Genomic DNA, 23,737 nt, shown 5'->3' with positions numbered 1-23,737 from the left:
GTCCCGCTCAGCGGCCGGGCCGGGTCAACGGGTGGCGGCGAAGGCCAGCGAGAGGATCGTCGCGGCGATCATGCCGCCGAGCAGGGTCAGGCCGACGCCGCCGATGTCCAGGCGGGCACGCAGGTGCCGGTGGGCGAGGAACGCGGCCACCGGCACACCCGCCGACGGCGCGATCAGGAACGTGATCCACCCCAGCCCGCGGATGACCGTGCCGCCCCAGATGCCGCTGCCGCCGAAGGTGACCAGTCCGGCGGCGACCAGACCGGCCATCAGCGCGACCACCGCGCCGGTGATCGGCAGCAGCGGCAGTGCCCAGCGCGGGAAGAGGCCGCGGCCGGCCGGGCGTACCCGGTGGTCGATCCGGTCCGCCGCGCGGGCGAGCAGGATCCGCGGCGACTGGCGCCCGCCGGCCGGGATCTCGCCGGTGTCCGGGCCGCGCTGCAGGGCCACCCGGGGCAGCGCCTCCACCGGCGCCGGGTCCGGCACCTCGCCGAGCGCCCGGACCCGCAGCCCGCGCGCCCGGCGCAGCCGGCCCCAGAGCCGGGACGCCTCCCGGTCCACGTCGAGCACCTGCGCGGCGGCGGCGCCCGCCCACCGGTCGGCGGCGAGCGCGTCGTTCTCGGCCCGGGACAGCTCGCCCGCGGCCCGGGCGGCGCTGTCCTGGTACGCCTGCTCGGCGTCGTCGAGCTCGGCGTCGCGCCGCTTGGTCACCTCGGCCAGGGCGCTCACCATCAGCTGGTAGTCGCGGCTGGGCGGCTGCCGGTCACGTGTGGTCACTGTTCACCTCGTACGGGATGATCACTTCCGGAGTGCGGTGCACCGAACGGTCGAAGAACAGCGCCCGGCGGGTTCGCGGGTACCAGACCGGCCCGCCGGGCAGCGGGTGGAGCGGTGCCAGGTCCGCCCCCTGCACGTCGAGCGCCACCCAGGCACCGATCGCGTCGAAGCGGGCCGTCACCCCGCCCAGGTCGTCCCGGAGCCGGGGGACCGAGCGCCACCAGCCGAGCACGTGGACGCGGCGTTCCGGGCCCTCGGCCAGCAGGCTCCGCAGCGCCGGGCGGTGGTCGGCGCCGGCCGCGTCCAGGGCGTACCCGAGCACGTAGTGCGGGTCGTCCCGGGGCGGCAGGTCGAGGCTCAGGTCGGTGGCGTCGTAGAAGTCGGCCGAGGGGAGCTCGGCGACCAGCCGGGTGGCCGCGAGCTCCGCCTCCGGCTCCAGGCAGATCACGCTGAAGTGCGCGGGCCCCTGCGCGGCCAGGCTGAGTGCGGCGGCGGCGAGCACGTCGCAGGCCTCCCGCGTACGCGTCCCCAGCACCGCCAGGTTGCGCCCGGGCATCCGGCCGAGGGAGAGGAGCGCGGGCTGGGCCCGGACGTCGATGCGCTCGCCGAGGACCGCGCCGGGTTCGGCACCGCCCCGGACGGGGACGAACCGCGGCACCGCGTCGCCGTCGAAGATCCGTGGTTCCGGGCACCCGGCGGGCCGGTTGCGCCAGAGCCGCCGCTGCAGCCCGCGCCAGGCGTTGCGGTCACCGGCGTCCGGCAGCCGGACCACCTGGTTCGCGCCGGAGAGCCCGGACTCGGTGTTGACCACCGCGTGGTAGCGCGGGATGACCGCCGCGGCCAGGTTGTCGTCGGCCAGCACCCGGCGCGCCTTGGGCAGCGCGATCCGGAGGGTGAACTGGGCGATCAGCCCGGCCCGGCCCCAGAGCGCCTGGATGCCGGCCACGTCCTGGGAGGCGAGCACCAGGTGGATGCCCTGCGAGCGGCCCCGCCGGGCGAGGTCCTCGAGCAGGGTGACCGCCTCGTCGGCGACCGCGTCCCGGCCGTCCAGCAGCACCTGGAACTCGTCGATCACCGCGACGATCCGCGGCCAGTGCCCGTCCGGGTCCTCGGCGCGCAGCTCGGAGAGCTTGCCGGCGTCGTGGCGCTTGGCGGCCTGCGCCCGGGTCCGCAGCTGTTCGCCGAGGTGGCGGAGCATGGCCAGGCCGAACTCCCGGTCGCCGTTCACGTTGATCCCGGCGAGGCGGACCTGCGGCAGCCAGCTCGGGTCGCGGGGCCCGGGGGCGTACCGGGCGAAGGAGACGCCCTCCTTGAAGTCGAGCAGGTAGAGCGCGAGCTCCTCGGGGCCGTACCGGGTGGCGAGCGAGCCGAGCCACGCGTAGATCAGGTTGGTCTTGCCGGAACCGGACGGGCCGCCGATCAGCGCGTGCGGCGGGTCGTCGCCGAGCGGTACCTCGACCAGGCTGCCGTCGGTGCTGTCGCCGATCGGGGCGACCAGCCCGAACCGGGAGGACCCGGCCCAGAGCTCGGCCGGTTCCAGGTCTGCCAGGCTGGCCGGCGGCGGGCCGGTCCGCAGCCGCTCGGCGGCGGACCGGCAGAACGCGGCGATCCGCTCCGGCGGGGGCGGCGGGTCCAGCCGGATCTCCAGCCGGCCGAGCGAGTCGCAGGTGGCGATCTGGTCCCGTACGGTGATCCGCTCCACCGTCGGGTCGTCCTCGATCGCCAGCCCCCGGATCACCAGGTGCACCCCGCAGGCCACCCCGGTACGCACGATCCGCTCCAGCTGCGCGCGCTGCCCCGGGGTGATCTCCACCGAGGTGGCCCGGTCGCAGAGCAGCACCACCAGCCGCCACGGCTCGGGACGCCCGCCGGACGAGGTGGCGGCCAGGTCGCCGATCGACGGGTGGCGCCCGGCCAGCACCGTCTCGTTGATCCGGCAGATGTGCTCGACCAGGTCGTCCAGGAGCGTGCCGAGCCCGCCGGGCCCCACGAAGGTCGGGTTGATCGCGGCGAACGGCGCCAGCGTGCCGCCCAGGTTCTCCGGGTCGTAGACGGTGAGCTGGACGTCGCCCGGCCGGGTGCTGCCCAGCGCCCGCAGCAGCACCCCGGTGATCAGGTCGTCCACCGCGGGCGGGCTGCCGCCGACGTGCAGGTGTGCCGCGTCGAGCAGCGGCACCAGACCGGGCAGCGCCGCGGTCTCCTCGAACGTGATCGCCCCGATCCGCAGCAGCCCGGGGCGTACGCCCGGTTCCGGCTCGCTCGGCGTCCACAGCCGCCACGGCGCGCCCGCGGCGCCGCCCGCGCTGACCGTGGCCAGCCCGCGCAGGTGCCCGGCGAGGCGGGTGGCCTCGCCGCGGTAGCGCCGCTGGATGTCGTCGCGGGCCGACTCCCGGGCCGCCGCGAGCTGATGGAGACACGTGGCGTACGCGTCACGGACCAAACTGCGCCGGCTCTGCGCCTCGCCGCGCGCCGACTCGGCGGCGGCGAGCAGAGCCCGGGCGCTTCCGCGTGCCTCGGCGAGCTCCTGCGAGACCGCGGCGACCAGCGCGTTGCGGTGACTACCCACGCGACCCCCCGGTATCCATGTGGGGGGATTTTAGCGATTTTCGACCGTTTTGCGGGATTAGCTGCTGCGTGTCGTGATGTCGGCGCCGTTCATCTCGGCCCAGAGGCGCCCGGCCACGGTCATCGCGGCCTCCCGCTGCCACTGGCGCATGGTGTCCCGTTCGACGTACCGGCGGAACCAGTCCATCGCCACCCGGCCCTCCCGGTTCAGGCCGTCGGTGCGGAGCCTTCTCGCGTACGGGTTCAGCCCGAGGACACCGCAGAACTGCAGGGCGTTGTAGTACCGCCAATCCTCCCCGGTGTCGAACGGTCCCGGCGGGCGCAGCGCCGACACGGCCTCCCGGAGCACCGCCCGCAACTCGCGCGCCCGGGCCCGTGGCTGGTCGTCGCCCCGCCCGGCCAGCCGGCGCGCCACCACCGGCAGATCGGTCAGCGGGCTGCGGGAGAGCCGGTCCAGGTCGTTGAAGTCGGCGAGCGCACGGCGGGTCAGCCGCAGGAACTCCGGCTCGCCGATCTCGGTCAGCCGGTGCTGGTCCCGGCGGCGCAGCAGCGCGTCCGCGTTGACGAAGAGCACGGCCCGGTCGCCGCGCAGCCGCCCGTCACCGGCCAGGGCCAGCCGGTCCAGCAGGCGGCGCACCCGGTTGGTCAGGCCCGCCGCGCCCGCCAGCACGCCGACCGGCACGAACTGGAGCAGCACCACGAGGTGCTGATCAGGAGCGGACAGGATGGTCAGGACCGCGGGGACGCCGGCCACCGCGGTCACGGCCAGAGCGGTCGCCAGCGAGCGGCGCAGGTGCGGACGGAGCCGCTCGCCGGTGGCCAGCGCGTGCTCCACCGCCATCAGATAGCCGAAGGCGAGCAGGTCCAGCGCGACGGCGGCCAGGGCCAGGGTGGGGTCGCCGGCCGCGACGGAGCCGCCGGCCGCGACGGGGTCACCGAGGGCGCCGGGCAGATCGGGGGCGAGCAGGACCACGAGGCCCACGGCGTACAGGAAGGCCATGACGGAGAGGGCGAGCGGGAGACGGCGCGGAACCACCGCGTCGCTCTGGCGGAGCAGCATGACCAGAGCGCCGAGAAGCGGCGTGAGCGCGACGAGACGGCCCGCGCCGGGCAGCAGGACCATCAGGACCAGGAAGAGCGCGCCGAGCACCAGCGCGCCCCGGTCGATCGGCCGCCGCTCCCGGGGCGAGAGCGGCAGCAGCGACACCACCGCCGCGGCCCAGCCCAGCGCGGGGAGGCAGACCAGGACCTCGGCGACGGCCGAGCCGGGTGCGACGGTCCAGGTCACGATGCCTATCGCGTACGCACCGAGCGCCGCACCCGCCCAGCGGAGGCCGGGCCGGCCGGGATCACGCCCGACCAGATAGCCGGCCATCCAGACGACGAGGGCGAAGGAGGGTACGGCGATCGCGGGCACCCGGAGAGTCAACCAAAGAGTTGCCGGGTTTCGGCAGTGGCGAGGCGTTCCTGCCTCCGCCGGCGTCGTCGCTGGAACACCCAGACGGCCGCCCAGACCAGCACGCCGAGACCGACCAGCACCAGCACCGGCAGCACGATGGCCAGCAGCGACAGCACCACGCTGGAGAAGTCCTCGGCGGTGCTGGCGATCGGCGCGCCGAAACCGGCCGTGGCCACGTTGACCACTGGGCGAGAGGCGGCCTTCATGCCGTGTACGCCGAGCGCGATCACCACACCCGCGGCGATCGGCACCCACTGGTGCGAGGAGAAGAAGCTGCCCGGGTCGGCGACGGTCACCGTCTCGGACGAGGAGCCGGCGCCGAACGCCAGGCCACCGGCGGTCGGGCGGACGAAGGTCTGCACGGCGTCGTTGAAGTGGTCGACCACCGGGACCTTGTCGGCCACCACCTCGATGGCGAGCAGCACGGCCAGGATCATCAGCGTCCAGCCGTTGGCGAGCCACGACCAGCCGGACGGGAGATCGATGTAGTCGGAGTACCGGGCGAGCAGGCCCATGGTCAGCAGGGGGATGTAGGCATTCAGGCCGGCTGATGCGGCCAGTCCGGTACCGGTCAATGCTTCTAGCACGATGCCAGCATGGCACCGGCACGCTCGTCCGGCTCGTCGGCTACGGTCTTCGGGTGCGTCTCGTCATCGCTAAATGCTCCGTGGACTACGTCGGACGGTTGTCCGCTCACCTGCCGCTCGCGACGCGGCTGCTCATGGTGAAGGCCGACGGGTCGGTCTCGATCCATGCCGACGACCGTGCGTACAAGCCGCTGAACTGGATGAGCCCGCCCTGCAAGCTGCAGGAGTCGCCGGGGGTGTGGAAGGTCGTCAACAAGGCCGGCGAGGAGTTGAGGATCACCCTCGAGGAGATCTTCCAGGACACCTCGTACGAGCTCGGGGTCGACCCGGGGCTGGTCAAGGACGGCGTCGAGGCCCACCTCCAGGAACTGCTCGCGGAGCACCCGGAGACGTTCGGCGAGGGGCACACCCTGGTCCGGCGCGAGTTCATGACCGCGATCGGGCCGGTCGATCTGCTGCTCAAGGACGCCGAGGGCGGCTCGGTGGCGGTGGAGGTCAAGCGGCGCGGCGAGATCGACGGCGTGGAGCAGCTGACCCGGTACCTCGAACTGATGAACCGGGATCCGCTGCTCGCGCCGGTCAAGGGTGTGTTCGCGGCGCAGGAGATCAAGCCGCAGGCCCGGGTGCTCGCCACCGACCGGGGGATCCGCTGTGTCGTGGTGGACTACGACAAGCTTCGTGGCATGGAGCGGGATGAGCTCACGCTCTTCTGATCCGTTTCGCTCACCCTCGCTATGTGGGCGGTCTTGGGCGGGGGATCGCTCACTCCGGGAGGTCAGGCTTGATCCCTGCGTGAGCGATCCCCCGCCCAAGACCTTGCCCGGTCGCGGTTTGTGGGGCGGGTTCCGCTTCCGCGTCGCGTCGTTCCGCGTCGCGTCGTTCCGCTCTCTGGCGTTCTGCGATCGTCCAGGTCAGCGAGGCTGCTGAGGCCGTCGACAGGGCGATCAGCAGGGCTGTGGGGTGGGGCTCCGAACAGGAGCGCCGCCGCGGTCGTCGCCACGAGCCCGGCCAGGTACGCGAGTCGTGGCGCCGGCATCAGAAGGTGAACTCGCCGCCGTAGTCGTGGGTGTGGTCCCGGTAGACCGTGTGGTAGTGGATCTGGTCCCGGAAGATCACCCCGTTCTGGCAGATGAACTCGATCCAGACGCCCGGGCCGTCGATCCGGACGTAGTCGCCGTGCGTACTCAGGCCGGTATTCCCGGAGTAGGCGACGTACGTCTGGTCCAGCTGTCTCCGGTAGACGTCCATGATCTTGTGGCCGGTGGCGTCGTCGACCACCGCGACCCACGGGAGGATCGCGGCCATCACCAGCCGCTTCTGCGCGGAAGTGAGGTCCCTGACCGCGACACCCTGCTTGACCTCGGGGAACTGGCCGTCCTTGCCCGGACCGACCAGCACGTCGCCGTAGGACTCGGTGAGCGCGGCGGCCGCGGACTGCTCGGTGGTGAGGCTGGCCAGCAGGTCGGCCATGCCGGAGCGCATGATCTCCAGCGGGGCGTAGCCCGTGCCGGCGTCGTCGGTCCAGCTGGTCGGCTCGACACCGACGAAGTACGGGCTGGAGCCGCTGACCCGGCCGTGCGAGTAGGTGATGTTCACGGCGAGGTGGTGGCCGCCGAAGTGGAGCTGCCAGGTGCCGTCCAGCGACGGGGTGCCGAGGAACGCGAGGAAGTAGTAGCCGCTGCCGTACGCGAAACCGCCGGGCCCGCCGCCACCCCCGGGCCCGCCGGTCGGCAGGTCGGTCGGCAGGTCGGTCGGCGTCGCGGTGGCCGTGGCCGTCGGGTCCGCCGTCGTGGTCTCGGTCGGGTCGGCCGTCGTGGTCGCGGTCGGCTCCGCGGTGGCGGTCGGGTCGGCGGTGGCCGTGGCGGTCGGGTCGGCGGTGGCGGTCGGGTCGGTCGAGGGCGGGCCGCCGGGGCCGCCGTCGTTGCCGCCGTTCGCGGCGAGCACGTCGTCGGCCTTGAGGATCTGGGTGACCTGGCTGACGCCGGTCTGCCCGCCGGAACCGAGGGCGACCTCCAGCACCGCGTTCGCGGCGGCCAGCTGGTCCGTGGAGAGCGTGCCGAAGCCGATGCCGGGGCGGCAGGTACCCGCGCACGGCAGGTTGGACCAGGCCGTGGCGTTCTCCACGGTGAGGTCCTGCAGCGCCTCGGCCTTCTGGTCGTCGCTGAGCGTGGCGAGGAACGCGCCGGCGGCCGCCACCACGGCCGGTACGCCCCTGCGCGCCGGAGCGCCCTTGTACGGCTGGATGGGGTTCTGGCCGTCGGCCGGAGCGGCCGCCGCGGTGTACCCGCTACCGCCGATCAGGAGGGCGGTGGCCGCTGCGGTGGCGGCACCGATCCGGCGCCATCTCGTGGCGCGGGAGTGTACTGAGGTCACCCGGAGCTCCTTGTCGAGTCCGCCGCCCCGCTGTCGGTGACCCCGCAGTCCCCGTGGCCGTGAGGCGGCGCCATTCGGCGAGCGATCGGAACCCGTCGATCGCTTGCATCATCGTCGACAACATTGACAACGATATTCATCGATGGCAATACCGAACTCGAAAAACATCGGGGAATCGCGCGCACAGAAAAGGGAAAGGAATCGCACTGTATTCACATAGGAATGGTCAGCGGGTGGTGAGCTCGACCCGGTCGGTGTCGGTGGTCCAGACCAGGTAGCCGCGGGCGCCGATCAGGGCCAGCGCGGCCTGGATCAGGACCAGGTCGGGGGAGAGGGCCGAGCCGGCACCGAGGGCGAAGACCAGCGGAACGCCGAGGACCAGGGCGTCCGGGCCGGCGATCGCGTTGGCCAGCGGGCCGGTCGACATGGTGCCCATCGGGGTGTCGAGCGGCAGCATGTCGTTGCGGACGAAGCCGACCCGGGCCTTGCGGACGGCCGCGGTGGCGCCGGCCAGGCCGACCGGGAAGCCGAGGATCCACCACTGGCCGGGCGGGAGGTCGCCGGCGATCTGGAGCAGGACCAGCGCGGTCGTCGCCCAGAGGGTGGCCAGCACGGCGGGTACGGCGGCGCGCTGGATCAGGGCCTGGCGCGAGGTGATGCCGAGCATCCGGCTCAGCACCGGGTTGCCGGAGTCGGTGCGGATGTTCCCGGTCGACGTGGTCCCGGCGATCATCGCGCCGAGCAGCACGGCGAGCGCGGTGACCCAGGACGGCGCGGAGCGCAGGAGCAGCGGGAGGGTGGTGGTGCCGGCCAGCCAGAGCAGGCGGGAGCGGCGGCGCAGGGCGAGCATCAGGTCCTGGCCGGTCAGCACCGGGAGCCAGGCGGGCGGGCGGGCCGAGGTGAGACGCCGGTGCGCCCAGTACCGCCGCTCGATCATGTCGGTGACGAACGAGGGTTCCATGCCGAACGCCGCGTCGAAGAGGGTTCCGGCGGTCTTGGCGGACTCGAGGATGCGGTCGTTCGGGGTGCGCGCGAGGCTGCGTACGGTCAGCAGGAAGGCACCGGCGACCACCGCGGTGACCGCGCCCACGGCGGTGACCAGCGACGGCACCGGCGGCCACGCCGACGGGACGGGCGGATCCCAGCCGGCGGTGAGCGCGACCAGCGCGGCGAGACCGGCGGCCACCGCGAGCGAGGCCAGCCGGTCGGTGACCGCGGCCCAGCGCGGGCCCCGCTGACCGGCGGCGGCGAGCAGCAGCAGGCCCATGCCCACCATCCCGGCGCCCGCGACGGTGACGGCGAGCGACGCGGCGGGCAGATCGCGCGGCGCGGCGTGACCGAGCAGCGCGACGGTGGCCAGCGCGGCCGGGATCGCGGCGCCGATCGCGGCCAGCCAGAGCGAGGGCAGCAGCAGGCGGCGACGGCTCACCGGGGCGGTGAGCAGGAAGGACGAGGCCGGGCGGCTGAGCGTGACCGGGCCGAACCGGCGCAGCGCGAGGACCAGCAGCGCGGCGGCGACCAGGGCCAGGGCGAGGGCGGGCGCGGCGCCGAGGTTCGGGTGGCCGGGCCAGAAGACCGCGGCGAGCTGCTGGTGCACCATGCCGCCGACCACCGCGGCGAAGAGCACGGCGAAGTAGACGTTGCCCAGGGTCGCGCCGCGTTCCCGGTGGGACACCTGCCGGCGGTGGATCCAGCGGCGGACCGGCCGCAGCGGGACGCTCGTCGCGGTCATGGGTGCAGCGACTCCATCGTGGTCAGCTCGGCGCCGGAGGCCACCGCGAACTTGTCGTCGTGGCTCGCCATCAGCAGCGAGCCGCCGGTGGCGACGTAGTCGGCGAGCATCTCGGCGACGGCGGCCCGGCCGTCCGGGTCGAGGCGCTGCTCGGGCTCGTCGAGGATGAGCAGGGAGCTGGGGCGGACCAGGGCCATCACCAGGGTGAGCCGCTGCTTCTGGCCGGAGGAGAGCGACGGCGGGATGGCGTCGGCGTGCGTGCTCAGGCCGAACCGCTCCAGCGCCTCGTCGATGCCGGCCTCGTCCGGGTCCTGGCCGTGGGCGCGGCAGACCAGCTCGGCGTGCTCGCGGGTGGTGAGACCCGGGTACCACGTCGGCGGCTCGACCGTGGTGACCACGGCGCGCCAGAACTCCGGGCTGTCGCCGGGCGTGGCGCCGAGCACCCGGATCTCGCCGGAGTCCGGCTTCTGCAGGCTGCTCACACAGCGCAGCAGGGTGGACTTGCCGATGCCGTTCTCACCGGTCACGCAGACCCCGGTGCCGGCCGGCACGGTGAGCGTGGCGCCGGCGAGCACCGGCGTCGCGCCGTAGCTGACGAAGAGATCCGTGACCTGTACCGCCGGGTGATCGACCACCCGCTCAGCCTACGGTTTGCGGCCGTAGAGCAGGCGCAGGGCCTTGACGATCTGCTGGACCTGGGCCGGGGTGCGCTCGAAGGTCATCGCCGGGAGCAGGGATCTCGCCCGGCGGACCGTGATCGCCTTGGGCCGGGCGAACTCGCGCAGCCCGTCCTCGCCGTGGATGCGGCCGAACCCGGACTCGCCGACGCCGCCGAACGGCAGGTTGCCCATGCCGACGAAGGTGAGCGTGCCGTTCACCGCGACCATGCCGGAGCGCAGCCGCCGGGCGATCCGGATGCCGTTCCGCTTGCCGAAGACCGCGCCGCCCAGGCCGTACGGGGTGTCGTTCGCCTTCTGCACCGCCTCGTCGGCGTCCCGCACCTTCGTGATGGTCAGCGTCGGGCCGAACGTCTCCTCGCGGATCTCCGAGGAGTCCTCCGGCACGTCGACCAGGACCGTCGGGGCGACGTACGGGGCCTGCACGGCCTCCGCCCCGCCCAGCACCGCGCGGCCTCCCTTGGCGAGCGCGTCCTCGATGTGGTCACGGATGATCTCCAGCTGCTTCGGCATGGTGATCGGGCCGATCTCCTCGCCGGTACGCAGCCTCCCGGCCTTCTCCACCACCGCGTCGACGAACCGGTCGTAGACCGGGGCGACCGCGTACACCCGCTCGATGCCGATGCAGGTCTGCCCCGCGTTGGTCATCGAGCCCCAGACCGCCGCCTCGGCGGCCGCCGTGACGTCCGCGTCCGCGTCGACGATCAGCGCGTCCTTGCCGCCCGCCTCGATCACCACCGGCACCAGGTTCTCCGCGCAGGCGGCCATCACCTTCTTGCCGGTCGCGGTGGAGCCGGTGAACGAGACCTTGTTCACCCCGGCCCGGCAGAGCGCCCCGCCGACGTCGCCGAGGCCGTGCACCGTCTGCAGCACCGGGTGCTCCGGGACCACCTCGGCGAACGAGTCGGCGAGCCACTGACCGACCACCGGGGTGTACTCGCTCGGCTTGAAGACGATCGCGTTGCCGGCGGCCAGCGCGCCGGAGATCGGGCCGATCGGGGTGACGATCGGGTAGTTCCACGGACCGATCACGCCGACCACGCCGTACGGCTGGTACTCCAGGTGACCGGAGTGCTCGGCGAGGAGCAGGCGGGTGCGGACCCGGCGGGGGCCGAGGACCCGCTTGGCGTTCTTCGCCGCCCAGTCCAGGTGCTCGACCGCGGCGGTGATCTCGATGATCCCGTCGGTGACCGGCTTACCGGCCTCCCGGTGGGTCAGTTCGGCGAGCTCCTGGATCCGCTCGACCAGCAGCGAGCGCCAGCGCAGCAGCCGGACCTTCCGCCCCTCCCAGCCGAGGCCCTGCCACCAGAGGGCGGCCTCGTGGGCGCGCTCGACGGCGGCGATCACCGCCTTCTCGTCGGCCACGGGTACCCGGCCGGCCTCCTCGCCGGTCGCCGGGTTCGTGGAGATCAGCTGCCCGTCCTCGATCACCGGCAGGCCGGGCACGCGCGTCGCGGTCATGGACAGGAGTCTAGGTCGATTGTTACTGGTGAGTCACTACGTACTCTTGAACTCGTGAGCCCCCGTCGCAACCGTTCCCGCCAGCGCGCCGCCGATGATCCGCGCCCGGACCGTCCCGGCATCACCGAGCAGCGCGTTCAGCAGTGGCAGGACGGCGAGTGGATGGTGCGGAACATCTTCGGCGCGGCGGCGGTGAAGACGTACAAATGCCCGGGTTGCATGCAGGACATCCGGCCGGGCGTGGCGCACGTGGTGGCCTGGCCCGCCGACGGCTACGGCGAGGGTGCCGACCGCCGCCACTGGCACACGGGATGCTGGCGCGCGCGTGACCGGCGTACCCCGGGTGTGGAGCGCTCGCGCAACGCCCCGCGCTATGGGTGAACCATCCGACCGCCCCACCCACCACCCTGAGAAACGACTGAAGGCTGTCCTTGATATGAGTAACCCGATCCGTGCCAACTCGATCCTGCCCGCGCACCGGGAGGAGATCGAGCTGCACACCGCGGACGGCGTCACCCTCGTCGGTGAGCTGGCCCGGCCCCTGGACCGCGAGCCGGTGGCCACCCTCGTCTGCCTGCATCCGCTGCCCACGCACGGCGGGATGATGGACAGCCACGTCTTCCGCAAGGCCGCGTGGCGGCTCCCGGCCCTGGCCGGGCTCGCCGTGGTGCGTTTCAACACCAGAGGCACTTCCTCGGTACGCGGTACCAGCGGCGGTTCGTTCTCCTCCGCCGTGGACGAGCGTTTCGACGTGGCCGCCGCCGTCGAGTACGCGGAGTTCGCCGACCTGCCGAACATCTGGCTACTCGGCTGGTCCTTCGGCACCGACCTGACCCTGATGTACGGCCTCGAGCCCGCGGTGACCGGCGCGATCCTGCTCTCCCCGCCGCTGCGCTTCTCCCGTCCCGAGCACCTGGCCGCCTGGGCCGCGGACGGCAAGCCGCTGACCGCGCTGATCCCGGAGTTCGACGACTACCTGCGGCCGGTCGAGGCGAAGGAGCGGTTCGCCGCGATCCCACAGGCCGAGGTGGTGCCGATGACCGGCGCCAAGCACCTCTGGGTCGGCGACGCGGAGAAGGTGCTCGACGAGATCGTCCAGCGGGTGGCGCCGGGGGTGGCGACCCCGCTGCCGCGTACCTGGGACGGTCCGATGGAGACCGGGGACGCGACGGCGTACGCGGACCGTACGGTGGCCGCCTTCTCCGAGGTGGAGGTCCCCCGCCCGGAGTAGCCCGCGGTCGGGCCGGGAGTGGGCCCGCGGCCGGGCCGGGCCTGGAGTGGGCCAGCGGTCAGCGGGCCGGGTCGACCATCGTCATCCCGGCCACCGTGGCCTGATCAAAACCGGGCAGCAGGTCGGCGGCTTCGGCGAGCCCGACGGTCCGCTCGATCAGCCGGTCCGGCCGGAGCGAACCGTTTTCGATCAGCGCGGTCATGGCCGGGTAGTCGGCCGCCGCCATGCCGTGGCTGCCCAGCACGTCGAGCTCCCAGCCGATCACCCGGGCCATCGGGACGCGGGGATGCCCGTCCACCGGCGGCAGCAGTCCCACCTGGACGTGGCGGCCCCGGCGGCGGAGGCTCAGGATCGCGTCGGCGCAGGCCCGCTCGCTGCCGACCGCGTCGACCGAGACGTGACTGCCCCCGCCGGTGAGCTCGGTGACCGCCGCCGGGACGTCGCCGACCACGATCGGTCCGCCGCCGGCGTGCCCCTTCGCTCGGCCGTCGGTGCCGCTCTTCTCCGCCGGCCCGCCGGTGAGCAGGGTGTGGGCCGCGCCGAGAGCGGTGGCGGCGGCGAGTGCCTCCGCGTTCCGGTCCACGGCGATCACCCGGGCGCCCAGGGCATGCGCGATCATCACGGCGCTGAGGCCCACGCCGCCCGCGCCGATCACGGTCACCCACTCGCCCGGGACGATCCGGGCGCGGCCGGCCAGGGCCCGGAACGCCGTGGCGAAGCGGCATCCGAGCGCGGCCGCGGCGGCGAAGCCGACCGACTCCGGCAGGGCGATCAGGTTGGTGTCGGCGGCGTGCAGTGCGACCTTCTCGGCGAACGACCCCCAGTGCGTGAAACCGGGTTGCCGCTGCTCGGGGCAGACCTGTGCCTGCCCGGTCCGGCACCACTCGCACCGGCCGCACCCGCAGACGAACGGGACGGTGACCCGGTCACCGACGGCCCACCGCTCGACGCCGGCGCCCACCTCGGCCACCACGCCCGCGAGTTCGTGGCCGGGGACGTGCGGGAACGTGATGTCGTCGTCGTGCCCGGCCCACCCGTGCCAGTCACTGCGGCACAGCCCGGTCGCCGCCACCCGCACCACCACCCCACCGGGTGGCGCGACGGGTTCGGCCACCTCCCGGACCTCGGGGCGGGCACGGGCGGCGTCGAGAACGATGGCACGCATCTCCGCATCCTGCCAGCACTCCGCGCCCGGTGGCCGGTCCGCGCTAGCGCTGGTCCATGCTCGGGGCCAGGACCTCGCGGGTGATCAGCTGGACCGCGGCGACCATCGGGATGGCGATCAGGGCGCCGACCACGCCGAAGAGGGCCACGCCGAGCAGGGCCGCGGTCACCGCCGCGACGTCGCTGACCTTGACCGAGCGGCGCATCACGGCCGGGTAGATCAGGTAGTTCTCCACCTGCTGGTAGATGATGAAGAACACGATGCAGACGACGCCGTCGGTGACCGAGGAGGCCAGGCCGACCAGGCTGACGATCACCGCGCCGAGGGTGGCGCCGATCTGCGGGATCAGGTCGCAGACCGCGACCACCACGGCGAGGGCGAACGGGTACGGCAGGTGCAGCGCCAGCGCCACCACGAAGGTGCTCACCCCGGCCAGGATCGCGATCGCCAGCGCGCCGACCATGTACGCGCCCACCTTCGCCAGGATCTCGTCGGCGAGCAGGCGGACCCGGTCGCGCCGGGAGGCCGGGACGAGCGAGTACCCGGTCTTCTTGATCCGCTCGAAGGCGGCCATGAAGTAGATGGTCAGCACCAGCACGGTCAGGATGTTGAAGATCGTCCCGAAGAGCAGCTTGGCCCCGCCGACCACCCCGCCGAGCGCGTTGCCGACCGTGCCGGCGTTCACCGCGTTCTGCACCTTGCCGACGATGTCGTACCGCTGGACCAGGTCGTTCACCGTCTCGCTGCGGCGCAGCTCCTCGATCGTCTCGGGAGCGTTGTTGATCAGCTCGGTGGTCTGGGTGACCAGCGGCGGGATCAGCGCGATCAGCCCGCCGGCGAGGAGCGACACCACGGTCAGTGAGACGATCGTCACGGCGAGCCCGCGCGGGACGCCCCAACGGGTGAGCCGGACCACGGCGGGGTTCAGCCCGATCGCCAGGAACAGCGCGATGAAGATCAGCACCAGGATCGAGGCGGCGTTCCGCAAGCCCAGGAAGAACGCGTACGCCGCGATCGCGCCGAGCCCGAACAGGAAGCCGAACAGGAACGGGCTGCGCCGGTTCAGCGGCCGCCCCGGTGCACCGAACCGCCCCTTCCCGACCTCTCCCCGCTCCACCTCGGCATCGTGCGAAGCCGTGGCAGGCGCGGCACCCTCGGCAGGAGCGGCGTGCTCAGCCGGAGCGGCGTGCTCGGCGAGCGTGGCGGCTCGGGAAGGCGTGGCGGGAAGTGGGGCGGCGTCGTGACGGCGGGGCTCGGCGGCGTCGTCGGACGGCTCGCGGTGCTGCGGGACCGGCGGGGTGACCTCGGCCGCCGGGTCGGCGTGCTGGTCGGACGACATCGGGTGACCTCTCCACTGCGGACGGGAAGTGCCCGGAGGCTATCCCATCCGCGCCACCGGCCCGCGGACGACGATCGGCGGGCCGGGGAAGGCATCCGGGCCGGGGGACGGCGCCGGTGCCGCCGTTACTCCGCGTCGGCGGAGACCCGGCTGGCCTGCGGGACCGCGACCTTGGCCGAGGCGCTGACCTTGCCGGTGGCGGCCTTCTCCGCCGGAACCGGCTTCTCCAGGGGCGTGGCCTTCTCCACCGGGACGGCCTTCTCCACCGGGACGGCCTTCTCCACCGGGACGGCCTTCTCCACCGGGACGGCCTTCTCCACCGGGACGGCCTTCTCCGCGGCGACGGCCTTCTCCGCCGGTGCCGAGGGGGTGGCCTTGTCGTCGGTCTCGGGGGCGGGCACCGGCTCCGGCTGCAGGTCCTCCGGGGAGGCGGCGGCCGCGAGCACCGCGGCGGCGGCCAGCTCGGCCACCCGCTTGGCCTCCTTCTGCACCTGACGGCGAACCTCGGCGGCGTGCCGCTCGGCGGCCTCGCCGGCCCGCTGCGCCTCGGCCACCCGGACGAGCTCCGCCTCCAGAGCGCGCTTGGTCTCGGCCAGGCGCTGCTCGATCCGCTCGGCCTCCTTCTCGCCGGACTGTGCCTGCTCCTGCGCGGCGGCGAGGCGCTGCTCGGCCTCGGCGACCTTGCCCAGGGTGGCGTCCAGCTCGCGGCCGGCCTGGCCGATCCTCTCCTGCTGGGCGGTCATCTCCTTGCGGGTGGCGGTGGCCTGCTCGTCGGAGCGGCGCAGCACCTCCTCCGCGTACTTGTCCGCCTCGCTGCGCAGGTCGGCGCACTGCTTCTCGACGCTGCCGCGCATCTCGGCGAGCTCCTCGATGACCGAGTGCCGGCGCAGGGCGAGCTCGTGCTCCACCGCGGCCTTCTGGTCGGCCTGATCGCGGTCGGCCTGGGTGCGCTGGGCGGTGACCTCCTGGTGCGCGGCCTCCCGCAGGGCCTTGATCTCCTGCTCGGCCTGGGTCCGGGTGGACTGCACGTAGCCCTCGACCTCGGCGCGGGCGCGCTGCGTCTCCTGCGAGGTCTTGTCGGCCAGGTGCTGGGCCTCGCCGCGGGACCGCTGGAGCAGCGCCTCGCTCTCCTTGCGGCTCTGCTCGGCGGCCTGCTGTGCGGCCTGGACGGTCTGCTCGGCGGACTGCTTCGCGCTGGTCACGGTCTGCTCGGCCGACTGCTTCGCTGCGGCCAGGGCCTGCTCGGCCTGCCGGCGCGCGGCCTGCACGGCCTGGTCGGTGGCGGTCCGCTTGGCGGCGTCGGCCTTCTCCTCCTCGGCGCGGCGGGCGGCCAGCGCGATCTCGAAGTCCCGGATCACGTCGTGGGCGTGCGCCTCGGCCTCGGCCCGGATCCGCTCCGCCTCGGCGAGCCGGCTCGCGATGTCGTCGGTGGCGGACGCCTTGATCGCCTCGCCCTGCTCCTCGGCGAGCGCGAGGATCTGCTCGACCCGGGGACCGAGGTGCCGGAAGGAGACCTCGCCGGTGATCCCGGTGTTCCGCCGGGCCTGAACGATCTCCTGCTGCAGCCGTTCGATCTGCGCGGCCATCGCCTGGATCTGCGAGTAGGCCTGCTCCCGCTCGGCGGCCAGTGCGGCGATCTCGTTCTCCGCGCGGGCCACATACCGCTCGACCTGCTTCTTCTCGTACCCCCGCAGGGCGGTCTCGAAGCTCGGCTCGGTTGCCGCGTCTCCGCCGAGACCGAAGATTTCACCGCCGTGCGACATGCTTTCCATCCTCACATACGCATGGTCCTGTGGCGCGTCGATACACACCGTGCTGACGGGACTATGCGGTTTGATTGCGATTTGTCAGACCTTGGCCTGCGAGCAGAACCCAGGCTACGCGCGCAAACAAAACAGGCCGTGCCGGAGAAGCTCCGGTACGGCCTGATTCGCACGCGGTCCACCGGTCGGTTCACCGTCGCGTACTCCGGCGGAGTCCGCAACCTGAGAACCGTCCGGGTTGACTCAGGAGTTGGTCTTGGCAGCCACCGGCTCGTCGCCGGACTCGGCCTCCTCCTCGGGCTCCGCCGCGGCCTCCGGGGCACGCTGGGCGGGCGCCTCGGCAGCCGGTTTCGCGGGCTCGGCCACGGCGGCCGGTGCGGCCGGCTTCCCGGGCACCAGGCCGGAGAGGCCGGAGAGCATCTGCCCCAGCTGGCTGGTGACCGCGTCCTTCTGACGGGTGAGGTCCTCCACCTCGCGGCGGGCCGCCTGGGTGGTCAGCTCGGCCTCGGTACGCGCCTCGCTGAGCAGGCGGTTCGCCTCGGACCGGGCCTCGGTGACGGTCTTCTCGGCGAGGTTGCGGGCCTTGTCGACGGTCTCGGCGGCGTTCCGCTCCGACTCGAGCCGGCGGTTCTCGGCGCTCTGCGAGATCTCCTTGGCCCGCTCCTCGGCGGCCCGGGCGCGCTGCTCGGCCTCGGCCACCATCTTCTGGGTGGCGGCGACCTGGGCGGCGTGCCGCTGCGACTCCTCGGTCTCGGCCTTCTCCCGGCGCTCGGCGATCTCGAGCTGCAGGGCCTGGAGGTCCTTGTCGCGCTTGTCACGGGCGTCGGTCAGCAGCTTGGTGGCCTCGGCGCGCTTCTCCTCGGCCTCGCGGGCTGCCTTGGCGCGGGCCTGTGTGATCTCCCGCTCAGCGGTGGCCCGCAGCGAGGCGACCTCCCGCTCGACGGTGGACTTGAGCTCGGCGACCTCGTGCGCGGTGACCGTACGCAACTGCTTGGTCTCGCGGTCGGCGTCGGAGCGCAGCGTGTCGGCCTCGCGACGGGCCTGCACCCGGGTCTCCGCGGCCTCGCGCTCGGCGTGCGTGCGGAGCTGGCCGGCCTCGCGCTCGGCGGTGGCCTTCATCGCGGCGGCCTCGGCGCGCGCCTTGTCGGTGATCTCGCGGGCTTCCAGCCTGGCGGCGGAGAGGATGCCCTCGCTCTCCCGCTTGGCCTCGCTGCGGTGGTCGTTCGCCTGCTCCTCGGCGAGTCGCAGGATCTGCTCGACCCGGGTGCCCAGCCCGGAGAGCGTCGGCCGATTGTTCTCCTCCAGCAGCTTGTTGCTGTCGGCCAGTTTCTGCTCGAGTGCGTTCAGCCGCTGCTCGGCCTGGCGGAGGCGGCGCTGTGCGTCGTTCATCCGCTGCTCGGCCTCGCCGCGCGCCTGCTCGGACTGGTTCAGCGCGGCGAGCAGCCGGCCGATGTGTCCGTCGACCTGGTGTCGGTCATAACCGCGGAGGACGACGGTGAAGTCGTGCTGTGTGTTCGCGGTCTCGAAGAAGGCCAGGTTCTGATCCTGCTGCTGGGGCATTGCGCCATCCTGGCGAAGAGGGGGTGGACATGCAAGGCCGAGATGCCTATGGAGACCCAATGTAGATCAGCTTTGACCTGGAGCGCAGCCGACCCCCGGGCCATTCGGAGGACACCGGTGGCTCACCGGCCGGTCCGGCGTCCTCCCCTCGCCCACCTGGAAAGTCGGGGCTCCGGAGGAACGCGACCCGGTGGGAGCGGTCGTCGGTCCTGCTCAATGCCCCTGATCCTGCCAGGCTCGCGACGCGCCGTCAGCGTGAATCACCCGTGCGGGGTACCCGCCCGCGCCGGCTCCACCAACTCGACCAGGACCCCGCCGGCGTCCTTGGGGTGCACGAAGTTGATCCGGGAACCGGCGGTGCCGCGCCGGGGAGTGTCGTAGAGCAGGCGCATCCCACGGGACCGCAGGGCGGCCGCGGCGGCCTCCACGTCGGCCACCGTGTACGCCAGTTGTTGCAGGCCGGGGCCGCTGCGGTCGAGGAACTTGGCGATCGCCGAGTCGGGCCGGGCGGGGGCCAGCAGCTGGATCCGGGGGCCGGTGCCGTCGCCGACCGCGAGCATCGCCTCGCGGACGCCTTGTTCGTCATTGGTCTCTTGGTGCACACAACGCAAACCGAAGTTTTCGCCGTAAAAGCGGATGGCCTCGTCGAGGTCCGGCACGGCCACGCCGACATGGTCGACGCGGAGCAATGCGACGTCCGCGAATGTGCCAGGTTTGTCGGTGACAATGTCGCCGTCGTGTGCGGCGCTACTCGATGTGTCGTCCGTCATGCGGTTAGTCTCGATCCTGACCCATCGTTAAGGTTCTCAGGGTACCGCCCCGTGCCCCGCCGTCCCAGATCGGACAATATCGATGACCAGTTCCGTGATCGTCAGTGGCGCCCGTACCCCGATGGGGCGTCTGCTCGGGAACCTCAAGCACCTCTCCGCCACCGCCCTCGGCGGGCACGCCATCGCCGCCGCCCTGGAGCGCTCCGGCGTCGCCGCCGATCAGGTCCAGTACGTGATCATGGGCCAGGTGCTGCAGGCCGGCTGCGGCCAGATCCCGGCCCGGCAGGCGGCGGTCGCCGCGGGCATCCCGATGACCGTCCCGGCCTTGACGATCAACAAGGTCTGTCTCTCCGGGATCGACGCGATCGCCCTCGCCGACCAGCTCATCCGCGCCGGTGAGTACGACATCGTGGTGGCCGGCGGCATGGAGTCGATGACCCACTCGCCGCACCTGATCGACCAGCGCCGGGGCACCAAGTTCGGCGACGTGACGGTCCGCGACCACATGGCCCTGGACGGCCTGACCGACCCGTGGGCCGGCGTCTCGATGGGCGAGTCGACCGAGGTCAGCGGTGCCCGGCTGGGCATCACCCGGGAGGAGCAGGACGCGTTCGCCGCGCTCAGCCACCGCCGGGCCGCCGCCGCGCAGGAGTCCGGCCGCTTCGCCGAGGAGATCGCGCCGGTGCCGTCCGGCGTGAGGGGCGCCACCGAGCCGGTCGGCACCGACGAGGGCGTCCGGCCGGGCACCACCGCCGAGTCGCTGGCGAAGCTCCGCCCGGCGTTCACCGCCGACGGCACGATCACGGCGGCCAGCGCGTCGCCGATCTCGGACGGCGCCGCCGCGGTCGTGGTGATGAGCCGGGCCAAGGCCGAGGAGCTCGGGCTCACCTGGCTCGCCGAGATCGGCGCGCACGGCAACGTCGCGGGACCGGACAGCTCGCTGCAGTCCCAGCCGGCCAACGCCATCCGGCACGCGCTGACCAAGGCCGGCCTGGCCGTCGAGGACCTCGACCTGATCGAGATCAACGAGGCGTTCGCGCAGGTGGCGATCCAGTCGATGCGCGAGCTCAAGGTGGAGGAGGAGCGGGTCAACGTGAACGGCGGCGCGATCGCCCTCGGTCACCCGATCGGCATGTCCGGTGCCCGTCTGGTGCTCACCCTGGCGATGGAGCTCCGGCGCCGCGGCGGTGGCACCGGCGCGGCGGCCCTCTGCGGCGGCGGTGGGCAGGGCGACGCGCTGATCATCAAGGTGCCGGCTGCGTGAGGCGGGTCGCCGTCGGCGCGCGGCAGGGTGCCGGCCGCCTGATGCGGGGTGCCGCCCGTGTGCGGCGGGGGGTGCCGGCCGCGTGAGGCGAGTGCACGACGTGCCCTCCCTGGTCGCCAAGGCCCGGGAGGGTGATCCGCGGTCGGTCGCCCGGCTGATCAGCCTGGTGGAGAACGGCGACCCGGCGCTGCCCGAGGTCGCCGCCGCGATGGCGCCGTACGCCGGGCACGCCCAGGTCGTCGGCCTCACCGGCGCGCCCGGGGTGGGCAAGTCGACCACCACGAACGAGCTGGTCCGGGCGCTGCGCGCGGCCGGACGGCGGGTCGGCGTGCTCGCGGTCGACCCGTCCAGCCCGTTCACCGGCGGCGCGATCCTCGGCGACCGGGTCCGGATGCAGGAGCACACCGCGGACCGGGGCGTCTACATCCGCTCGATGTCCAGCCGGGGGCGGCTCGGCGGGCTCTCCGCGGCCACCCCGCAGGCGGTACGCGTCCTGGAGGGCGCCGGCTGTGACGTGATCCTGGTCGAGACGGTCGGCGTCGGGCAGGCCGAGGTGGAGATCGCCTCACTCGCCGACACCACGCTGGTGCTGCTCGCGCCGGGGATGGGCGACGCGATCCAGGCGGTCAAGGCGGGCGTGCTGGAGATCGCCGACGTCTTCGTGATCAATAAGGCGGACCGGCCGGGCGCGGACAACACGTACCGGGACATCAACGGGATGCTGGCGCTGGGCGAGCGCGCGCCGGGGGAGTGGCGGCCGCGGGTGGTCCGTGCGGTCGCGGTCCGCGGCGAGGGCCTGGACGAGGTGGTCGACGCGATCGGGAAGCACCGCGCCTGGCTGGAGGGCTCCGGCGAACTGCGGGCGCGCCGGGAGCGCCGCGCGGCGGCCGAGGTCGCGGCCCTGGCGCTGGGCACGCTGCGGGCCCGGATCGGCGACCTGCGCGGCGGTACGGCGCTGGACGACCTGGCCGCCCGGGTCGTCGACGGCAAGCTCGATCCGTACGCGGCGGCGGCCGAACTGCTGGCCGGTCTGGAGTCGGCCGTCAGCTGAACCGGGCCTTGGTCTCCTGGATCATCGCGAGGTCCCAGCTCAGGACGCCCTCGCGGAGGTCCGCCACCACCCGCCGCAGCCAGTCGGCCTCGGTCCGCAGCTGCGCCACGCGGTACTCGTCCTCGATCAGGAAGATCCGGGGAAGGCCGGGCGGCGCCTGCATGTCGATCGCGGCCAGTCGCTCGGTCACCGCCCCGAGCCGGCGTTCCAGCAGCTCCGCGGCCTCGGCCGGGGTGAGCAGCGGCAGGAAGGCGAGCGCCACCGGGAACTCGGGGAACTCCCGGGCCGGTGCCGGCAGCATCTCCAGCAGCCAGCGGCGCAGCGTCGCCGAGCCCTCCGGGGTGACCTCGTAGACGGTCCGCTCCGGCCGTCCCGCCTCCCGGCTGGTCCCGCCGGGCCGCGCCATTCCCTCCCGGACCAGCCGGTCGAGGGCCTGATAGACGCTGTTGCGCTGGGCGACGTTGACCAGTTGGTCCTGCCCGCGTTCCTTGATCACCTGCTGCATCCGGTACGGGTGCATCGGCTCCTCCACGAGCAGCGCCAGCAGCAGCATCGCCAGTGGGGACCGTTTCATGCCAGTCAGCCTAGAACCCCTTGACGGGTCGTGGTCATTCTATGGATAGTCATCTTATGACTAAGGAAGCGATCGTCGTCGGGGGCGGCATCGCCGGTGCCGCGGCCGCCGTCGCCCTCCAGCGCGCCGGGTTCGACCCGGTGATCCACGAACGACACGAACGGGCGGCCCATGAGCTGGGCGCCTACCTCACCGTCGCGGTCAACGGGCTGAACGCCCTGCGCGCGATCGGGCTCGACCCGGACCGGGTGCTCGCCCGCGGGTTCGCCACGCCGGAGCTGGAGCTGCTCGGGGCGTCCGGGCGGGTGCTCGCCGCGCTGCCGCTCGGCGGGCCACTGCCGGACGGGACGGTCACCACCACGATCCGGCGGGCCGACCTGTACGGCGCGCTGCGGGACGTGGTCGAGGACTGCGGGATCCCGGTCGTCTACGGCTCCGCGCTCGAGTCGGCGGAGCGCGACCGGGACGTGGTCGTGGCCCGGTTCGCCGGCGGGAGCCGGAAGGAGACCGGGCTTCTCATAGGCGCCGATGGAATCCGTGGCCGTACTCGGAAGATCTTGAACGGGGACGGCCCGGAACCGACCTATCTCGGCCTGCTCAACACCGGGGGTTTCACGGCCGGGCCGGTGGCGGCGGACCTGGCGCCGCCGCCCGGGGTGATGCGGATGGCCTTCGGGCGGCGCTCGTTCTTCGGCTGGACGACGGCACCGGACGGTTCGGTCTGGTGGTTCGCGAACCCGCCGCGCAGGCGCCCGGCCGCGCCCGGCGAGTTCACCCCGGACGGCTGGCGCGCCTACCTGCTCGACCTCTTCGAGGGTGACCGGTCCTGCCCGGCCGCGGAGATCATCCGGGCGAGCGACGAGATCGTCGGGCCGTGGAACACCGACGATCTGCGGCGGGTCCCGGTCTGGCAGGACGGCCGGACGGTGCTGATCGGCGACGCGGCGCACGCGGTGGCGCCCTCGGCCGGGCAGGGCGCGGCGATGGCGCTGGAGGACGCGGCCCAGCTCGGCGCGGAGTTGCGGGCGCACGGTGACGTCGGTGTGGCGCTGGCCGCCTACGAGAGGGCGCGGCGGGGGCGGGTGGAGCGGGTGGTCGCGGAGGGGCGGCGCGGCAGCGGCGGCAAGGCGCTGGGGCCGGTGGGCTCGGCGATCCGGGACGCGATGCTGCCGATGATCATGCGGCGGCTGCACCGGGACGGGAATCCGCAGGCCTGGATCCTCGATCACCGGGTCGCGGCCTGAGGGACCCGGAGGCCCCGGCAGAGTGGCGGGCTCCGCCGGGGCCGGTGGGGATGGAAGGGTTCTGCCCCGACTCTTCCGTTTACCGGAACTTCTCGGTAGAGGGAAAACCCTTGTCTCTCCAGACCCTTAGCGATCGTTCAGTTTG

Annotated in this window: 20 protein-coding genes; 6 read left to right on the top strand and 14 right to left on the bottom strand. The window is 73.2% G+C overall.

Annotated features, from left to right (window positions below; genetic code table 11):
* Nucleotides 1–24 precede the first annotated feature (24 nt).
* Genes AB0M08_RS16190 through AB0M08_RS16175 form a run of 4 tightly spaced genes read right to left on the bottom strand, consistent with a single transcriptional unit; the run spans nucleotide 25 to nucleotide 5,388 of the window.
* Entirely contained in the window at nucleotides 25–777 is a 753-nt protein-coding gene (locus AB0M08_RS16190) for a hypothetical protein (RefSeq protein WP_364493236.1), read from the bottom strand.
* Entirely contained in the window at nucleotides 764–3,343 is a 2,580-nt protein-coding gene (locus AB0M08_RS16185; RefSeq protein ID WP_364493234.1) for an FtsK/SpoIIIE domain-containing protein, read from the bottom strand. The genes AB0M08_RS16190 and AB0M08_RS16185 overlap by 14 nt, the downstream gene beginning before the upstream one ends.
* A 57-nt stretch (nucleotides 3,344–3,400) precedes the next feature.
* Nucleotides 3,401–4,759 (bottom strand): hypothetical protein, encoded by a 1,359-nt coding sequence (locus AB0M08_RS16180; protein WP_364493232.1) that lies wholly within the window; start codon nucleotides 4,757–4,759, stop codon nucleotides 3,401–3,403.
* Between the two features lie 8 nt (nucleotides 4,760–4,767).
* Nucleotides 4,768–5,388 carry a DUF4126 domain-containing protein gene (locus AB0M08_RS16175; RefSeq protein WP_364493230.1) on the bottom strand — a complete coding sequence of 207 codons (621 nt, stop codon included), beginning with the start codon at nucleotides 5,386–5,388 and terminating at the stop codon, nucleotides 4,768–4,770.
* Between the two features lie 53 nt (nucleotides 5,389–5,441).
* Here AB0M08_RS16175 and nucS point away from each other — a divergent pair, with 53 nt between their 5' ends.
* Entirely contained in the window at nucleotides 5,442–6,101 is a 660-nt protein-coding gene (gene nucS, locus AB0M08_RS16170; RefSeq protein ID WP_364493228.1) for an endonuclease NucS, read from the top strand.
* Between the two features lie 322 nt (nucleotides 6,102–6,423).
* On the opposite strand, the gene AB0M08_RS16165 is transcribed toward nucS, so the two are convergent.
* The 4 genes from AB0M08_RS16165 to AB0M08_RS16150 form a co-directional block, all read right to left on the bottom strand.
* Complete coding sequence (locus AB0M08_RS16165; protein ID WP_364493226.1) at nucleotides 6,424–7,761, bottom strand: DUF3500 domain-containing protein; 1,338 nt, start codon at nucleotides 7,759–7,761, stop codon at nucleotides 6,424–6,426.
* A 226-nt stretch (nucleotides 7,762–7,987) separates the two neighbouring features.
* A complete protein-coding gene (locus AB0M08_RS16160) occupies nucleotides 7,988–9,493 on the bottom strand; it encodes a DUF6297 family protein (RefSeq protein ID WP_364493224.1) in 1,506 nt (501 codons plus the stop codon).
* The gene (locus tag AB0M08_RS16155) at nucleotides 9,490–10,128 is read right to left on the bottom strand and encodes an ATP-binding cassette domain-containing protein (RefSeq protein WP_364493222.1); all 639 of its coding nucleotides are present in this window, start codon (nucleotides 10,126–10,128) and stop codon (nucleotides 9,490–9,492) included. Before AB0M08_RS16155 ends, AB0M08_RS16160 begins: the two co-directional genes overlap by 4 nt.
* Before the next feature lie 9 nt (nucleotides 10,129–10,137).
* Nucleotides 10,138–11,631, bottom strand: a complete 1,494-nt coding sequence (locus AB0M08_RS16150; protein WP_364493220.1) for an aldehyde dehydrogenase family protein — start codon at nucleotides 11,629–11,631, stop codon at nucleotides 10,138–10,140.
* A 162-nt stretch (nucleotides 11,632–11,793) separates the two neighbouring features.
* On the opposite strand from AB0M08_RS16150, the gene AB0M08_RS16145 reads away from it, so the two are divergent.
* Together AB0M08_RS16145 and AB0M08_RS16140 are read left to right on the top strand one after the other, a co-directional pair.
* A complete protein-coding gene (locus tag AB0M08_RS16145; RefSeq protein ID WP_364493437.1) occupies nucleotides 11,794–12,012 on the top strand; it encodes a hypothetical protein in 219 nt (72 codons plus the stop codon).
* Nucleotides 12,013–12,067: 55 nt separating this feature from the next.
* A complete protein-coding gene (locus AB0M08_RS16140) occupies nucleotides 12,068–12,862 on the top strand; it encodes an alpha/beta hydrolase (protein WP_364493218.1) in 795 nt (264 codons plus the stop codon).
* Between the two features lie 58 nt (nucleotides 12,863–12,920).
* Here the strand turns inward: AB0M08_RS16140 and AB0M08_RS16135 are convergent, their stop codons facing one another.
* The 5 genes from AB0M08_RS16135 to mce all read right to left on the bottom strand — a co-directional run bounded on the left by AB0M08_RS16135 (nucleotide 12,921) and on the right by mce (nucleotide 19,459).
* Nucleotides 12,921–14,027 (bottom strand): alcohol dehydrogenase catalytic domain-containing protein, encoded by a 1,107-nt coding sequence (locus tag AB0M08_RS16135; RefSeq protein WP_364493216.1) that lies wholly within the window; start codon nucleotides 14,025–14,027, stop codon nucleotides 12,921–12,923.
* Between the two features lie 43 nt (nucleotides 14,028–14,070).
* On the bottom strand, nucleotides 14,071–15,366 hold the full coding sequence (locus tag AB0M08_RS16130; RefSeq protein WP_364493214.1) for an AI-2E family transporter: 1,296 nt from the start codon (nucleotides 15,364–15,366) through the stop codon (nucleotides 14,071–14,073).
* Between the two features lie 125 nt (nucleotides 15,367–15,491).
* On the bottom strand, nucleotides 15,492–17,138 hold the full coding sequence (locus AB0M08_RS16125; RefSeq protein ID WP_364493435.1) for a Laminin subunit beta-1: 1,647 nt from the start codon (nucleotides 17,136–17,138) through the stop codon (nucleotides 15,492–15,494).
* 234 nt (nucleotides 17,139–17,372) lie between these two features.
* Nucleotides 17,373–18,689, bottom strand: coding sequence for a cell division protein DivIVA (locus AB0M08_RS16120; RefSeq protein WP_364493212.1), 1,317 nt, complete (start codon nucleotides 18,687–18,689; stop codon nucleotides 17,373–17,375).
* A 260-nt stretch (nucleotides 18,690–18,949) separates the two neighbouring features.
* A complete protein-coding gene (mce, locus tag AB0M08_RS16115) occupies nucleotides 18,950–19,459 on the bottom strand; it encodes a methylmalonyl-CoA epimerase (RefSeq protein WP_364493210.1) in 510 nt (169 codons plus the stop codon).
* Between the two features lie 82 nt (nucleotides 19,460–19,541).
* Between mce and AB0M08_RS16110 the strand changes: the two genes are divergently transcribed.
* Both AB0M08_RS16110 and meaB read left to right on the top strand, forming a co-directional pair.
* Nucleotides 19,542–20,723: an acetyl-CoA C-acetyltransferase gene (locus AB0M08_RS16110; protein WP_364493208.1), complete on the top strand. Its 1,182-nt coding sequence runs from the start codon at nucleotides 19,542–19,544 to the stop codon at nucleotides 20,721–20,723.
* Between the two features lie 82 nt (nucleotides 20,724–20,805).
* A complete protein-coding gene (gene meaB, locus AB0M08_RS16105; RefSeq protein ID WP_364493206.1) occupies nucleotides 20,806–21,774 on the top strand; it encodes a methylmalonyl Co-A mutase-associated GTPase MeaB in 969 nt (322 codons plus the stop codon).
* Here the strand turns inward: meaB and AB0M08_RS16100 are convergent.
* The gene (locus tag AB0M08_RS16100) at nucleotides 21,767–22,348 is read right to left on the bottom strand and encodes a PadR family transcriptional regulator (protein ID WP_364493204.1); all 582 of its coding nucleotides are present in this window, start codon (nucleotides 22,346–22,348) and stop codon (nucleotides 21,767–21,769) included. The genes meaB and AB0M08_RS16100 overlap by 8 nt on opposite strands.
* Before the next feature lie 56 nt (nucleotides 22,349–22,404).
* Between AB0M08_RS16100 and AB0M08_RS16095 the strand changes: the two genes are divergently transcribed.
* Nucleotides 22,405–23,592 carry an NAD(P)/FAD-dependent oxidoreductase gene (locus tag AB0M08_RS16095; protein ID WP_364493202.1) on the top strand — a complete coding sequence of 396 codons (1,188 nt, stop codon included), beginning with the start codon at nucleotides 22,405–22,407 and terminating at the stop codon, nucleotides 23,590–23,592.
* The last annotated feature ends 145 nt before the right edge of the window (nucleotides 23,593–23,737 follow it).

This window comes from Actinoplanes sp. NPDC051851 (assembly GCF_040681165.1).
Taxonomy (GTDB): Bacteria; Actinomycetota; Actinomycetes; order Mycobacteriales; family Micromonosporaceae; genus Actinoplanes.
This window is presented reverse-complemented; position numbering and strand designations above follow the sequence as displayed.